Origin of the sequence: Halomonas sp. MMH1-48 (genome assembly GCF_022348105.1) — a bacterium.
In the GTDB taxonomy this organism is placed as follows: Bacteria; Pseudomonadota; Gammaproteobacteria; order Pseudomonadales; family Halomonadaceae; genus Vreelandella; species Vreelandella piezotolerans.
Genome location: NZ_JAKRFL010000006.1, coordinates 132,885 through 148,734 on the forward strand (window position 1 = coordinate 132,885; position 15,850 = coordinate 148,734).

Below are 15,850 nucleotides of genomic sequence, written 5' to 3' on the forward strand. Positions count from 1 at the left end.
GTATGGACATGCCCTGCTCTTCGACCCCGGCGGCCCTTCCCTGCCAAGCCATACGGCAGGGTCGTGTTGCCTTCCAGCATTTGAAAACTGTCGGCGACTGCCACTACCACAATTTCGGGGCTCTATCACACGGCCTATCCACTCGCTGTGTACGCTTCGCAGCGGCGGTTACCCGACACCACGCAACACTCGCTGCCGGCTGGTGGCTAGCCTTGGCCGGGTGGGACTTTCACCCACTGGGTTTCACGACATCCTTTCCACCTTCTCGGTTTCCCGGATGTCCAGGCTTTGCCTGGCGCACTCAAATCGATGGTTTCACAACCGAAGCTGCGGGCCTGAGCCAAGCGCTCTTCGATCATGTCGCCAACGATCACGCAGGCCGCGCCCAGCAGCTGAGCGGATACCGCAGCGGCGAGCCCCACCGGTCCCGCGCCCGCGATATAGACGGTACTGCCCGGGCCGACGCCGGCCGTTACGCAGCCGTGAAAACCGGTAGGGAAGATATCGGAGAGCAGCGTCAGATCCTTGATCTTCTCCATGGCCTGATCGGCATCCGGGAACTTCAACAGGTTGAAGTCGGCATAGGGCACCATGACGTACTCCGTCTGGCCGCCTACCCAACCGCCCATGTCCACGTAGCCATAGGCAGCGCCTGGACGCGACGGATTGACGTTGAGGCAGATGCCGGTCTTGCCGGATTTACAGTTACGACAGCGGCCGCAAGCGATGTTGAACGGCACAGACACCAAGTCGCCCGGCTTGATGAACTCGACGTCGCGACCGGTCTCGATCACCAGCCCGGTGATTTCGTGTCCCAACACCAGGCCCGTAGGCGCCGTAGTGCGCCCCCTAACCATGTGCTGGTCACTGCCACAGATGTTGGTGGTCACGACTTTAAGAATGACACCGTGCTCACATTTGCGATTCCCCAGCGCAAGCTCAGGATATGCAATAGATTCGACGGCGACTTCACCTGGGCCCTTATAGACGACTCCGCGATTGGCTGCACTCATGGATGACTCCTGTCGCTGCTTGTTGTTGTGCATAGCGTGAATGGCGCTTTTTCACACTATCCCTTCGCCACCCCGAGACTTGCTCCAAAAAGGCATCCACATGTCTATTCGAGACATGCCCGTCAGGATGAATAGGTAGAGGTCGCTTTCGAGATACTTCCCGCTGCGAACACGCTCAACAATTTCTGACGTCGGCGGTGCCTATCCTGCTCGACGCACTACAACAACCTAAAAGGAAACGCGATGAACAACGACGATGATCCCGTTCTGTCGCCTGGACAGGACAACACACAGATACTGGGGTTGGACTTCCATAACCCCGTCTTCCCACTCTCCGCTCTCGCCATCCTGCTCTTCATTATCTATGCGCTGGTCTATCCAGACGCAGCGAACGCACAATTGGGTCTCGCCAAGAACTGGTCGATCGAGCATTTCGACTGGCTCTTCATGGTGGCGGGTAACGTTTTCGTGGTCTTCTGCCTGATACTGATCTGCTTACCCCTCGGCCGAATTCGCTTGGGCGGCAAAGATGCCAAACCGGAGTACTCACGCACCTCCTGGTTTGCCATGTTGTTCGCAGCGGGCATGGGGATCGGCCTGATGTTCTGGAGCGTCGCCGAACCGGTGGCCTATTACACCGACTGGTACGGCACCCCCCTCAACGCGCCCGCAGGCACGCCGGAGGGCGCCAGCGCCGCCATGGGCGCGACCATGTTCCACTGGGGACTACATCCGTGGGCCATCTATGCCGTCGTCGCGCTTTCGCTGGCGTTTTTTGCCTATAACAAAGGACTGCCGCTGACGCTGCGCTCCGCCTTTTACCCCATTCTGGGCGAGCGTACCCGCGGCTGGGCTGGCCATGTCATCGACATTCTCGCCGTACTGGCCACCATCTTCGGATTGGCGACCTCGCTCGGGTTTGGCGCGACCCAGGCGGCAGGCGGCCTCACTTACCTGTTCGACGTGCCCAATACCATTGGCACCCAGCTGGCGATCATCGTCGTGGTCACGGTCATCGCGCTGATCTCGGTATGGCGGGGCATCGATGGCGGTGTCAAGCTGTTTTCCAACATCAACATGGTCATTGCGGCGGCGCTACTGCTGTTCGTGGTCGTCGCGGGCCCGACCCTGATGATCCTGACGGGTATCGGCACCACCGCAGTGGACTACGCCAGCTATCTTCTGCCGCTGTCGAACTGGATCGGCCGCGAGGATGACACCTGGTACCACGGCTGGACCATCTTCTACTGGGCGTGGTGGATCTCCTGGTCACCGTTCGTCGGCATGTTCATCGCTCGCGTCTCCAAGGGACGCACGGTTCGTGAGTTTTTGATTGCGGTACTGTTAGTGCCAACGCTGGTCACGCTGGTCTGGATGAGCACCTTTGGCGGCACGGCGCTCTCGCAAGCGACCAACGGGGTCGGCGAGTTGGCCAACGGCATCAGTGACGTTTCGCTTGCCATGTTCCACATGCTGGAGCAGTTGCCCCTGACCAGTATCACTTCGACGCTGGCCATCGTGCTGGTGCTGGTGTTCTTCATCACCTCATCGGACTCCGGCTCATTGGTCATCGACAACATCACCGCGGGCGGCAAGACCGACGCGCCCAGGAGCCAGCGTGTCTTTTGGGCCACGCTGGAGGGCGTCATTGCAGGCGCCCTGCTCTATGGTGGGGGAAGTACTGCCCTCACGGCACTGCAGGCGGGTGCAGTCGCCACCGGGCTCCCCTTCACCATCGTGCTGCTGCTGATGTGCTTCAGCCTCTACAAAGGACTTCACAAAGAGTGGAAACAGACGCAAGCGGTGCCTAACGCCGCCGTCTGATCGGGTCAAGTCACCGCCAACGACGGGGCGCCATGCAGATGGCGCCCCGTTCGTTTTGCGGACAGCGTGTCGTGATTTCGGCACTATAGGACGCTACTGGCTATGAGACGCCAAAACACGCGCGGCACTATAACGACACAACATCAACGACTTCATGGCGACCCTCATGATCTACACCATCGCAATACTGCTAAGCCTGGTCGGCTATTTCGTAATCGGCCACCTGGCCGGACGTCGCGTCCAGGGGCTGGACGACTATCTGGTCGCTGGCCGCAATGCGCCTACTTTCTTCATCCTCGGCACCCTAGTGGCCAGCTACCTGAGCACCAGCGCCTTTCTGGGCGAAACGGGGTTTGCCTATCAGGGCTACCCCTTCGTCATGCTGATCTTTGCCGCGGTCAGCACGTCGGGCTGCCTGCTGGGCGCGCTGGTGTTCGGCCGCTACCTGCGCCGCAGCGGCGCGCGTACCGTGCCAGAGTTCTTCGGTAAGCGCTTTGCGTCTCGCCGGGTACAGGCCATTGCCGGGCTGACTACGATCATTGGCCTAGGGGCTTACCTGCTGGGCGTGATGCAAGGCGCGGGCATCATGTTCGCCGAGCTGACTGGCATGCCCTACTGGGTGGGGCTGGTGCTGGTATGGGCGACCTACACCGGTTTCATTCTCTACTCCGGCTCGCCGGGGGTGATGCTCACCGATACCATCATGTTCGTGATCTTCTCGCTGGCCGCCGTGGGCGGGTCGCTCTACGTGATCCACGACCTAGGCGGCTGGAGTGGCGTCGTCGAGGGGCTGCTGATCCAGACCGACAAACCCGGCATTGCGCTTTGGCATGGGGTGGTCGACGGGCCGGAGGCCAGCTTCTCTTCTCCTGGCGAGGCGCTGGTCTGGGGCCTCACCCTGGGACTCGTATGGGCGGCAGTGCTGGCGGCAAGTCCCTGGCAGTCCAGCCGCTATCTGATGGCCCGCAACGAGCATGTCGTCATGCGCTCGGCCATGCTCACCGCCGTGGCGCTGGCCGTGTTCTACGCGCTGATGATGATGACCGGCGCCGCGATCAACCTTTACGACTCGACGCTCGACCCAGAGCGTTCGATGGTCTGGGTGGCGCTCAACGTGCTGCCGACCTGGCTGGGGGTGGTCATTCTGACCGGAGTATTCGCCGCAGGGCTCTCCTCCTGCTCGACCTTTCTATCGATCATTGGCTTCAGCCTCTCCAACGACATTCTGCCCGCCTCGACGGATGAGCGGTCGGCCATGCGCAAGAGCCGCATCGCGGTGCTCGCGGCTGGGTTGATCGCGCTGCTGCTGGCCCTGTTTCAGCCCCCCGCCGTCATGTCGGTGGTGTGGTTCGCGGCGACCCTGTTTGCCTCCTCCTGGGGGCCGGTGGCGCTGATGAGCATCTGGAGCCGTCGCATCACCGCGGCGGGCGCAAGCTGGGGCTTGGTCGTAGGCTTTGCCGGTAATGTCGCGCTCTCGTTGATGGTGCAGGCCGAATGGATTAGCCTGCCCGTCTACCTGCATCCGGTGCTGCTCAGCACGCTCTTGGCCCTGGTGGCTATTACGCTGGCCTCGCGAGTGACCCAGGTGAGCGAGGCCGAGTCGGCGTATCGGGCCTTCCTGCACGAATTCGATGCCAGCGCGATGAGCGGCTGGGTATCCGGCACCCGCTGGATCGCCCTGTGCACCATGCTCTCGGGCGTCGCCATCGGCGTGTTTCTATGGCAGCAGTACGCCGCCATACTGGCGGGATTCGCCGAGCGCTTCGCGCTCCCCACCGGCGCGGTTCAGGGCAGTTATCTGCTGGCCATCGGCTGCGGCAGCATGCTGCTGATCGCAGGTGCCGTGGGCGCCTGGGTGGTGCGCGACCGCCACGCAAAGAGGCCGGCGATAGCGGGCCACCCCAGCCAGTGACGATCTCCATGAGGCCGCTCGCCTCATCGGCCTGAGGTCGTCCATCGCCCGCCTACTCGGCGGGCGCTTCACTTCATGACTCACAAGGAGACGAGATCATGCAGCTCAGCACCTATCAACGCGGCCTGCTCATCGTGGTACTCGGTGTGGTATTTCTCAGTTTCGACGGTCTGCTGATCCGGCTCGCCGCCACCGACGGCTGGACCGTCATCTTCTGGCGCGGCCTGTTGATGTTCTGCGTACTAGGGCTCATATGCACTGTCGGCCAGCGGCTGACGGCCTTGAGAAGGCACCCCGTTGCGTCACTGGCTTCGACCGTGCTGCTGGGCCTGATCTCCAGCCTGTTCGTGCTGGCGGTGATGAACGCGAGCGTTGCCAACGTGGTGGTGATTCTCAGCACCGCGCCGCTGTTCGCCGCGGTGTTCTCACGGATGTTCCTGGGAGAAAGGGTCGCCCGGCACACGCTGGCGGCCATCGTGGCCTGTATGCTGGGCATGAGTCTGGTCTTCATGGGCCACGGCGCCCACGGGATGCTGCTGGGTAACCTGTATGCCCTGGCAGCCTCCGCCGCCATCGGTGGCAACCTGACGCTGCTGCGCCGTTTTCCAGCCGTCGATACCATGACGGTGGTCGCCGGTGGTGGGCTGCTATCCGCCGCGGTGGCACTCTCCATGGCCACGCCGCTGGCCCTCGATGCCCAGCGCTACGGCGTACTGGCCTTGATGGGGCTAGTGCAAATGCCCTTGGCGACGGTACTGATCAACAGCGCCACTCGCTACCTGCCCTCCACCGAAGTGGCGCTATTCTATCTGGTCGAAACCGCCCTGGGCACGGCGTGGGTGTGGTGGTTACTGGGGGAAGCGCCCAGCGTCTCGACGCTGATCGGTGGCGGCTTGGTGATCCTGGTGCTAATGCTGCACGCCTGGATAGGCCTTCGCCTCGAACGCCAGCGGCTACGGATATCTCCCGCCTTTTGCGCCAAGTAGCCAACGCCCCCACATGCGCACGCAATGAAAAGCCCGCGGGAGTGCGGGCTTGGTAGGTAACGCTAGAGGGATAGACGTCAGCGTAGCACCTCCTCCTCCTTGAGCAGCTTGTAGATCGCCTCGGCGCCCTGCTCAGGCGTCACGTCGGTGAGCACTTGACCGCCCTTGCCCTCGGACTTGGCGGCCGCCGCCTTGAAGCGATCCCTGGCCGACGCAGCCTTGACGATCTTCAAACGCTTGGGCCGTTTGCGGGCGGGGGTCAGGTGCCACTCGGCCAGTGCCGTATCGGCTTCGGGCTGGGTCGGCTCGACGGCCAGTTCCCCGCGCCGCGCCGGACCAAAGGCACTTTGACGCGCCACCGGCGCCGCCTCGTCCACGCTGATAATGGCCGGCAGGCGCACCTTGAGGCGACGACGCTGTCCGCGCGGCAGCGCCTGCAGCAGGGTCAGCACGCCGTTCTCCACGCTTTCGACGGCCGCCAAGCCATTGATCAACGGCCAGCCCAGGCGTTCTGCCAGCGCGTAGGGCAACAGCCCCGAGCCCTCACCGCGCTCCGCGCGGGTGCCGGTGATCACGAGCTGGGGTGACGTCGCCGTCAGGTGCTCGGCCAACGCCGGAATGGCGTCGCTGCCTTCGGGCTGCTCCAATAGAGTCATGGCATCGAGCCCCATCCCCAAGTAACCGCGCAGCGCGGCGTCGCTCTCATCGTCCTTCGGACCGGCATGCAAGACGCTTAGCCGCGCGCCCGGCTGCTCGGTCTGCATGGCCAGCGCCAGCTCCAGCCCGCGGGCATCCTGCTCGGCACGCCGCGGACGACCGGTGGTCGGGTGGCGACCAACGGAAACCAGCACCGCGATGCTCAACGCCTGCTGGGATGGCTGCTTCTGCTGCGTTGAATCAGGCCGCATCGCGCTGTCCTCCTCGCTGCCGTTCGACCATGGCCACCAGGGCGGCCAGAATCTGCGTACTATCACCAATGACGGCCAGATCGGCCCGCTTGATCATGTCGCACCCAGGATCGACGTTGACCGCCACCACCTTGTCGCAGCGCTGAATGCCCTGCAGGTGCTGGATCGCGCCTGAGATGCCGACGGCCATGTACACGCGGGCCGTGACCCAGGTGCCGGTCGCGCCTACCTGACGGTCGCGGGCCATGAAGCCATCGTCCACCGCCACCCGGGACGCCCCTTCGGTAGCACCGAGCACTTTGGCAGCGTGGTGGAAAGCCTCCCACTCTTTGACACCGTTGCCGCCGGAGAGAATGAACTCCGCCTCGGCCAGCGCCACGCCCGCCGGGTCCACGGCCACCTGCCCCAGATCTTCGATCCGCGACAGCGTGGTGGGAATCGACGCCGCCAGGCTCACCGGCTCCGCCGCGTGGCGCGTCTCGTCCACTGGCTCGGCGCACTCGGCCAGCGCCAGGGTGACGCGGGGTAGCGGACGCTGAATGTCTAGGCTGTCGGCGGCACCGCGTGCGGTACAGCGCCAGCCCAGCGAAGCGTTTGGATCGGTCTCGACCTGCCAAACGCCGGTGGCGGCGCGCTCGCCCAGGCGCACGGCCAGCCGCCGCCCCAGGTCGGCACCGCCCAGCGGCGAGTCCGGCAGCAGCCAGAAGCGCGGTGCCATCTCCCGTTCGACGGCGTTTAGCGCCGCCAAGCGCGCTTCGGGCGCGAACCCAGCGTAGTACTCATCGTCCAGATGCACGACCCGGTCGATACCGGCTTCACCCAGCGCTTCCTCTTTGTGCTCGCCAAACAGCACCGCCACGACCGCACCAGGGCGCTCGGCGTCGGCATCCGCCAACCGCCGAGCCAGGCCCAACAGATCTTTGTCGTGACCGGATAGGCGTCCGCCGGTCAGATCGGGCACCACGGCGACCAGGAAGGCCGGTTGCTCGATGGTCACCGTGCGACGGCTATCACGGCTGGCCGTGGCGGCCGCCGTGGATGCCTCGCCCTGCTGGAGACCGCTGCGGTCGATACGCTTCACGCCATTGGGGCCGATGAAGCCCATGGCGTGGGGGTTCTTGCGCATCACACCGTTGGGGCCCAGCCACTCGCTGACAGCAGCGCCATTCATCTCGGACGCCACGCTGGCGTGCTCGGGGTGCAAGCGGTTGCGGGCAATCCATTCACGACGCGGGTCGCGGCGAATGATCTCACTCATACGGTCACCTCCTCGGCGGGCGTGGTGGTAGCAGAGCGACGGGCCGCCTCGAGCGCAGGGTCAGTAGGGCGCTCGACCAGCGCATCCGCCACCAGTTCGGCAATGTCACGCACCTCGGCAGTGGCATCCACCACGCCTTCCAACATGGCGGTACACTGCGGGCAGCCCACCGCCACCAGCTCGGCACCGCTCTCTTTGACGTCGTTCATGCGCATATCGGGAATACGCTGCTTGCCGGGAATATCGGTAATCGGCGCGCCGCCACCGCCGCCGCAGCAGCGCGAGCGGAAGCCGGAGCGTTCCATCTCCTTGACCTCGACACCCAATGCCTTGAGCACGTTGCGCGGGGCATCGTATTCACCGTTGTAGCGCCCCAGGTAGCAGGGGTCGTGATACGTCACGCGACCGCCCTTCCAAGGTGCGAACGCCAGCCGTCCGGCCTCATACAGCTCGGCAATGAAGGTGCTGTGGTGGCGAACCTTGTAGTGGCCACCCAGCTCACCATACTCGTTGCCCAGTACGTGGAAACTGTGCGGATCGCAGGTGACGATCTGCAGGAAGTGATACTTGGACAGCGTGGCAATGTTGCGCTTGGCGAGCGACTGGAACGTGGCCTCGTCACCCAGACGACGCGCTACGTCGCCGCTGTCGCGCTCCTCGGTACCCAGCACGGCGAAGTCCACCTCGGCGGCGCGCAGCACTTTCACCAGGGCGCGCAGGGTACGCTGATTGCGCATGTCGAAGGCGCCATCCCCCAGCCACAGCAGCACGTCGACCTGCTTGAGATCGGCCATCAGCGGCAAGTTGAGATCCGCCGCCCAGTGCAGCCGCGAGCCTGGATCGAAACCGCCGGGGTTGTCAGTGGCGATCAGATTGTCGAGCACCTCGGCGCCTTTGTTGGGCGTTTTGCCCCGCTCCAGCGTCAGGTGGCGACGCATATCGACGATGGCATCGACGTGCTCGATCATCATCGGGCACTCTTCGACACAGGCGCGGCAGGTGGTACAGGACCATAGGGTCTCGGCATCGACGAGCGCCTTGCCCTCCAGCGCCACGATGGGTGCATGGGGCGCACCGGCGTGTTCGCCGACCGACTTGCCCGGGTAGGGAGAGCCGGCATAGCCCGCGTCGCTGCCCCCGGCCATGCCCACCACCATGTCTTGGATCAATTTCTTGGGGTTGAGCGGCTGGCCTGCGGCAAACGCCGGGCACACCGCTTCACAGCGACCGCACTGGACGCAGGCGTCGAAGCCCAGCAGCTGATTCCAGGTAAAGTCGGCAGGCTTTTCTACGCCCAGCGGTGCCTTGGCATCGTCGAGATTCAGCGCTTTGAGGCCCGTCGAGCGACCGTTGCCGCCCTTGTGCGTCGAGAATCGTTCGGCACGGCGGTGAAACGCCAGATGCAAGGCTCCCGCAAACGCGTGCTTCATCGGCCCGCCCCAGGTCATGCCGAAGAACATCTCACCCAGCCCCCAGGCGACGACGCCCGCCAGCACCAGCGCCAACAACCAGCCGCCACTGCTTTTCAGCAGCCCTTCGGGCAGTAGGCCCACCGTGGGCAGAGTGATCAGGAAAACGCCTAGCGAAAACGCCATCAAACTCTTGGGCAGGCGCATCCAGGGCCCCTTAGAGAGCCGCGCGGGTGGATCGAGACGCCGACGCGCCACGAAGAGGCTGCCGATGAACATCGAGGTGCTGGCCAGGAGCAGTAATCCGCCCAGCACGGGGTTGGCGACCCCAAGACCGTGCACCAGGATCATCAGCACGGCGGCGGCCACGAAGCCACCGGCGGTGGCCACGTGGGTGTTGGAGATCATTTTGTCGCGCCCCACCACATGGTGCAGATCCACCAAGTAGCGGCGCGGCATGGCGATCAGCCCCTTGAGCAGATCGACCTGCGACGGGCGCCCCTGGCGCCAGAGACGCACGCGGCGCACGGCGCCGATGACGGCCAAGGCCAAAGCGCTAAAAATCAGTATCGGCAAGAGCGTTTCGAGCATGGTACTCACCTCATCTTTCGCGGCGGGGCTGCTCCGGCGGCAGACCTCGGCGAGGGCGCTGTCAACCCATCCCTGGGCGCTACTTTCGACATATGACCGCCATGGATGGCGGAAATGCCGTAAACGTACGGAACTGTTTTACGGCCCTGTCAAAAGACCCTCGCTACGGTCTTCCACTGGCGCCCCGGCTCTCGCTCGGGTCAAAAATCCTTGCAGATTCGCAGGGCATCGTAGATGGCCGCGTGGGTATTACGCGGTGCCGTGCAGTCGCCCAGGCGGAACAGCATGAAGCCATCCCCCTCTTCGCTCAGGCAGGGCTGAGGCTGAATCGCATAGAGCGCTTCCAAATCCACCTGCCCTTTGTTGCGAGACTGCTCCTTGAGGGCGTAGTAGAGCGATTCATCGGGGCGCACGCCGTTCTCGACGACCACCTGATCCACCACGCGCTCTTCCAGGGCGCCGGTGTACTCGTTTTCGAGCACCGCCACCAGGCTGCCGCCCTCGCGGTAGACCTTGTGCAGCATCAGGTCGGAGGACATGATCACCTCCTTCTCGTAGAGGCTGCGGTAGTAGGTCGGGAAGGTGGTGCCGCCCACCGCTGCGCCGGGCTTGATGTCGTCGGTGACGATCTCCACCTTGGCGCCCTTGTCGGCCAAATAGTCGGCCGCCGAGACGCCGGAGAACTCGCAGATGGCGTCATAGATCAGCACGTTCTTGCCCGGTTCGACCTTACCGGAAAGGATGTCCCAGGTACTGACGACTAGGCTTTCCTCGGGATTGTCCGAGTAGCCCCACTCGGGGTGCTGGCTCAGGAACGGCTGACCGCCGGTGGCCAAAACGACGATGTCCGGGCGCAAATCGAGCAGCGTTGCCTCGTCGGCGCGGGTACCGAGGCGCAGGTCGACCTTGAGACGCGCCAGTTCGAGCTGATACCAGCGGGTGATACCGGCAATCTGGTCGCGCTGCGGTGCCTGGGCGGCAATGGTGATCTGGCCACCCAGGGCGTCCGCCGCTTCAAACAGCGTGACATCGTGACCGCGTTCGGCCGCCACCCGCGCCGCTTCCATACCGCCAGGGCCACCACCGACCACGACGACCTTACGCTTGCCACCCTCGCTCTTCTCGATGATGTGCGGTAGTCCCATGTACTCCCGCGAGGTCGCCGCGTTCTGGATACACAGCACGTCCAGGCCTTGGTATTGGCGGTCGATGCAGTAGTTGGCGCCGACGCACTGCTTGATCTGGTCGACCTGCCCCATTTTGATCTTGGCGATCAGGTGGGGATCGGCGATGTGGGCGCGCGTCATGCCGACCAGATCGACATAGCCCCCTTCGAGGATACGCTGCGCCTGGTTGGGATCCTTGATGTTCTGGGCATGGATCACCGGCACGCTGACCACTTCCTTGATGCCCGCCGCCAAGTGGAGGAAAGGCTCCGGCGGGTAGGACATGTTGGGAATGACGTTGGCCAGGGTATTGTGGGTGTCGCAGCCGGAACCGATGACGCCGAAGAAGTCGACTTGGCCGGTGGCGTCGTAGTAGGCGGCGATCTGCTTCATGTCATCGTGAGAAAGACCGTCGGGATGGAACTCGTCGCCGCAGATACGCATGCCGACGCAGAAGTCGTCACCCACTTCGGCGCGTACCGCCTTGAGCACTTCCATACCGAAGCGCATGCGGTTTTCGAAGCTACCGCCCCACTCGTCGGTACGCTTGTTGACTCTCGGACTCCAGAACTGGTCGATCAGGTGCTGGTGCACGGCCGACAGTTCGACCCCGTCGAGGCCGCCCTCTTTCGCTCGCCGCGCGGCCTGGGCGAAGTCGCCGATGATGCGCCAGATCTCTTCGACTTCGATGGTTTTACAAGTAGAGCGGTGCACCGGCTCACGGATACCGGAGGGTGAGACCAGCGTCGACCAGTCGAAACCGTCCCAGCGGGAGCGGCGGCCCATGTGGGTAATCTGGATCATGATCTTGCCGCCATGCTTGTGCACGGCATCGGCAAGGTTCTGAAAGTGCGGAATGATGCGGTCGGTGGAGAGGTTCACCGAGCTCCACCAGCCCTGGGGACTGTCGATGGAGACCACCGAGGAGCCGCCGCAGATACATAGACCGCAGCCGCCTTTGGCCTTCTCCTCGTAGTACCTGACGTAACGCTCGGTGGTCATACCACCGTCGGTGGCGTGCACCTCGGCGTGGGCAGTGCTGACCACGCGGTTACGGATCGTCAGTTTGCCGATTTCGATCGGCTGAAAAATTGCGTCGAATGCCATGTGCGTCTCTCCTCTACCTCTGGCTATCGGGCGGCGTCGTTCAGCGGCTGGACGGTAAAGAGCCCAACGTCACAGCCCTCTTCGGCAGCACTTTGGGTCTGCTCGGCCACGGTGCGCAGCGAGCTTCCCCGCGCGGCGAGGATTTGATCCATGGCACCAGCAAACCAGCCAGTGAACATGTACTCCTCTTTTTTACCGGTCTTGCCGAGTTGGTAAACGAACGCGCTATGCTCGAGACGCACCTGGGCGGTACCCGAGTCGAGATCGATCTGCTCGGTGAGGAAAAGCCCCCAACCGCGCTGAGAGAGACGATTCATGTAGTGCTCGAAGACGGCCTCGCCCTCGATGCCGTGGCATTCGGCTTCCTTTTCGCACCAGTGCCAGGCGCTTTTGTAACCAGCGTGATAGAGAATCTCGGCGTACTTTTCGGCACCCAGCGCCTCTTCGATGGCCACGTGGTTGTTGATGAAAAAGTGACGCGGCACATACAGCATCGGCAGGGCATCACTCGTCCAGACGCCGGTTTCGCTATCGACTTCGATGGGCAGTGCGGGGGCCAGTTTGGTCACGGTTGTATTCCTCAAATCTTTGTTATGTCAGGTTATCGACGGGGCTACCCCGGGAGCATGCCTACGATGAGGCGCTATGAATCCATCCTTGGACGCTACCGACGCCATCCCTGGCGTCGGACCTCCTCTACGGCATGCTCCCGGCGCCCCTCGCTTCGGAGGCAGTCATCTGCTCGGCGTCAGGCGCCCCAGACGTCCTTGAGCACGCGCACCCAGTTCTCGCCCATGATCTTGCGCACCTGTTTTTCGCTCATGCCGCGTTTGAGCAGCGCTTCGGTGAGATTGGGGAACTCTCCCACGGTGCGGATTCCCTCGGGATTGATGATCTTGCCAAAGTCCGTCAGGCGGCGTGCGTAGCCCTTGTCGTGGGTCAGCCACTCGAAGAACTCCTGACCGTGTCCCTGGGTGAAGTCGGTACCAATGCCGATAGCGTCCTCACCGACGATATTCATGATGTACTCGATAGCCTCGCAGTAATCATCGATGGTGGAGTCGACGCCTTTCTTGAGGAACGGGGTGAACATGGTGACGCCGACGAAACCGCCGTGATCGGCGATGAACTTCAGCTCTGCGTCGGACTTGTTGCGGGGATGCTCTTTCAAGCCCGAGGGCAGGCAGTGGGAGTAGCAGACGGGCTTTTTGGACTCGAGGATGACTTCCTCGGAGGTCTTGGCGCCGACGTGAGAAAGGTCGCACATCATGCCCACACGGTTCATCTCGGCCACGATCTCGCGGCCAAAACCGGACAGGCCACCGTCGCGCTCATAGCAACCGGTACCGACCAAATTCTGGGTGTTGTAACACATCTGCACGATGCCCACGCCCAGCTGCTTGAAGATCTCGACATAGCCGATCTGGTCTTCGAAGGCATGGGCATTCTGGAAACCGAAGATGATCCCAGTCTTGCCCTCCTCCTTGGCGCGGGTGATGTCGGCGGTGGTGCGCACCGGACGCACCAGATCGCTGCACTCTGCCATCAGCTGATTGGATTTGACGATGTTGTCGACCGTGGCCTGAAACCCCTCCCACACCGAGACGGTGCAATTGGCAGCGGTCAAACCGCCGCGACGCATGTCTTCGAGCAGTTCGCGGTTCCATTTGGCGATGATCAATCCATCGATGACGATGGCGTCATCGTGCAGTTCAGAGGGGGTCATGGCTAAGCTCCAACATGGGTGAATGAAGCGAGCATAGCGCCGACGCTGGGCAGGGCGACGCTTGGAAACGACCGTGGAAATTCCAAAAGCGTCATTCTGTCGCTAAAACGACGCGGCCCGATTCCCCGCCAATGGCGCAGTAGCCGACCGACCAAAGGGGAGTCATGCCCATAAAAAAAACGTGCCGCTCTCAGTGAGCGGCACGTTTTAGAGGGACCTTCACACGTCACATCAGCTCAATACCGGTACGCTAGCGAAGGTGGGCTCCCCCTGAGCGTAGGCCAACGCCTGCTGGGCACTCGACAACGGCTCGTTCTTGTAAGGCTTGATTCCCAACCGCTTGATCAGAGACGCAGATTTATCGGGGTGGCCCTCCTGGCGGTCGGAGACACCGAGGCGCTCGTTGCGGGGCGGCACGCCAAAGTACTCTCGATAGCATTTCGAAAAGTGCGGCGTAGAGACGAAGCCACAGACCGACGCAATTTCGATGATCGACAACGGCGTTTGCTTGAGCAGCTGTCTCGCCCGGGTCAACCGCAGCTTGAGATAGTAGCGGGAAGGTGAACAGAGCAGATAGCGTTGAAAAAGCCGCTCTAACTGGCGCCGTGAGACGCCTACGTAGCTCGCCAATTCGTTGAGTTCGATAGGCTCTTCTAGATTGGCTTCCATGAGCGCCACGATTTCCAACAGCTTGGGCTGAGTCGTCCCCAGCACATGCTTGAGGGGCACGCGCTGCTGATCCTGCTCGTTACGCACGCGCTCGTAGATGAACATTTCGGAGATACCCGCCGACAGCTCTTTGCCATGGTCGTGAGCAATCAGGTTGAGCATCATATCGAGCGGGGCGGTACCTCCTGAGGCCGTGAACCGATCGCGATCGATAGAGAACAGGTGCGGGGTCAGAATCACATTAGGGAACGCCTCCTGCATGGAGGGCAAACACTCCCAATGCACGCTGGTTTCGTAATGATCCAGCAACCCCGCCTGGCCCAATGCCCAACTACCCGTGCATACCGAGCCAAGCCGCTTCACCTGACGCGCCTGTGCCTGCAGCCAGCGGAGGTGTTCACGGGTCACACTATGCTGCGGGCCCACTCCGCCACACACGATGACCCACTCGAGCGACAGCGGCGTATGAATGGAAGCGTCTGGCGTCACCTGCAAGCCGTCACTGGCACGCACCGGCAGGCCATCCTGGGTCAGCGTGTACCAGCGATAAAGCTCACGACCGGCCAACTGGTTGGCCATACGCAGTGGATCGATGGCGGATGCCAGCGAAATCAGGGTGAAATTGTCCAACAGCAGAAAGCCAAGGGTCTGTGGTTCGCACGCACGGTTAGTCGTGGCCGAGTCTTTTACTGAATGTGATGTCATGGTCCTACCCTCACTCACCTTTTTAAACCATTCGTCTTTTTTATTAGAGTTTTTTGGTATCCCTGGCGTTTCATAGCCTCCCCTGATGCAGTATGCCTGAATGCTAACTCATCCAAGGGGGCGTCTTGCTCCGTCGTCGTATACTGGCACGAATAGAGCGGTTAGAGACAAGACTATTACACTCATCTGCTCGCAAAAGTCGCAAATAACATGTTGTAAGTCGCATTGGGACCTCTAGAGGTGTATTGAGCGAAAAAATGTTAGTTCCAGACTTGAGGATGAGACGCTGATAGAGGAGCACACTGAAGGTCGCCTTGTGTAGACCGCGGAAGGTTAGCTCTCGTCATCGCTGACTAATACGTTGAATTAATTACTTTTAAGAATATTCATATCGATAAAAATTGCCATTCAGGTATCCATGGACAGTAGCCACTGATACCGCCAGCATGACGTGCCCTAGCCGTTCATGCTGATGAGCAATTGACCAGCGACCCAAATGATACTTAATCAACTAACTTCAAGTACTGGCGAACGCTATACAGCCAGCCACAATCTGGCAGACTAGTGTGTTTATAC

General features: G+C 62.1%; 10 protein-coding genes and 1 pseudogene. 3 read left to right on the forward strand and 8 right to left on the reverse strand.

The genetic code is table 11. From position 1 onward, the window contains the following. Positions 1-299: 299 nt before the first annotated feature. Positions 300-1,013: pseudogene (locus MHM37_RS08005) on the reverse strand (alcohol dehydrogenase catalytic domain-containing protein); the annotation flags it as partial. Positions 1,014-1,256: 243 nt separating this feature from the next. Here MHM37_RS08005 and MHM37_RS08010 point away from each other — a divergent pair. The 3 genes from MHM37_RS08010 (at position 1,257) to MHM37_RS08020 (ending at position 5,735) form a co-directional block, all read left to right on the forward strand. After that, the gene (locus tag MHM37_RS08010) at positions 1,257-2,837 is read left to right on the forward strand and encodes a BCCT family transporter (protein WP_239296208.1); all 1,581 of its coding nucleotides are present in this window, start codon (positions 1,257-1,259) and stop codon (positions 2,835-2,837) included. A gap of 166 nt (positions 2,838-3,003) precedes the next feature. Next, entirely contained in the window at positions 3,004-4,749 is a 1,746-nt protein-coding gene (locus MHM37_RS08015; protein WP_239296206.1) for a sodium:solute symporter family protein, read from the forward strand. 98 nt (positions 4,750-4,847) lie between these two features. Beyond that, a complete protein-coding gene (locus MHM37_RS08020) occupies positions 4,848-5,735 on the forward strand; it encodes a DMT family transporter (protein ID WP_239296205.1) in 888 nt (295 codons plus the stop codon). Between the two features lie 77 nt (positions 5,736-5,812). Here MHM37_RS08020 and MHM37_RS08025 read toward each other — a convergent pair whose 3' ends face one another. The 7 genes from MHM37_RS08025 to MHM37_RS08055 form a co-directional block, all read right to left on the reverse strand. Then, positions 5,813-6,643, reverse strand: coding sequence for an electron transfer flavoprotein subunit beta (locus MHM37_RS08025; RefSeq protein ID WP_239296204.1), 831 nt, complete (start codon positions 6,641-6,643; stop codon positions 5,813-5,815). Continuing rightward, on the reverse strand, positions 6,633-7,901 hold the full coding sequence (locus tag MHM37_RS08030) for an electron transfer flavoprotein subunit alpha/FixB family protein (RefSeq protein ID WP_239296203.1): 1,269 nt from the start codon (positions 7,899-7,901) through the stop codon (positions 6,633-6,635). The genes MHM37_RS08025 and MHM37_RS08030 overlap by 11 nt, the downstream gene beginning before the upstream one ends. Further along, on the reverse strand, positions 7,898-9,901 hold the full coding sequence (locus MHM37_RS08035; protein WP_239296202.1) for a (Fe-S)-binding protein: 2,004 nt from the start codon (positions 9,899-9,901) through the stop codon (positions 7,898-7,900). Before MHM37_RS08035 ends, MHM37_RS08030 begins: the two co-directional genes overlap by 4 nt. Positions 9,902-10,101: 200 nt before the next feature. Further along, complete coding sequence (gene dgcA / locus MHM37_RS08040) at positions 10,102-12,174, reverse strand: dimethylglycine demethylation protein DgcA (RefSeq protein WP_239296201.1); 2,073 nt, start codon at positions 12,172-12,174, stop codon at positions 10,102-10,104. A gap of 23 nt (positions 12,175-12,197) precedes the next feature. After that, positions 12,198-12,743 carry a DUF5943 domain-containing protein gene (locus tag MHM37_RS08045; RefSeq protein WP_139525508.1) on the reverse strand — a complete coding sequence of 182 codons (546 nt, stop codon included), beginning with the start codon at positions 12,741-12,743 and terminating at the stop codon, positions 12,198-12,200. 179 nt (positions 12,744-12,922) lie between these two features. After that, complete coding sequence (locus MHM37_RS08050) at positions 12,923-13,900, reverse strand: dipeptidase (RefSeq protein WP_139525507.1); 978 nt, start codon at positions 13,898-13,900, stop codon at positions 12,923-12,925. Between the two features lie 231 nt (positions 13,901-14,131). Beyond that, complete coding sequence (locus MHM37_RS08055) at positions 14,132-15,274, reverse strand: GlxA family transcriptional regulator (protein ID WP_239296200.1); 1,143 nt, start codon at positions 15,272-15,274, stop codon at positions 14,132-14,134. Positions 15,275-15,850 lie beyond the last annotated feature (576 nt).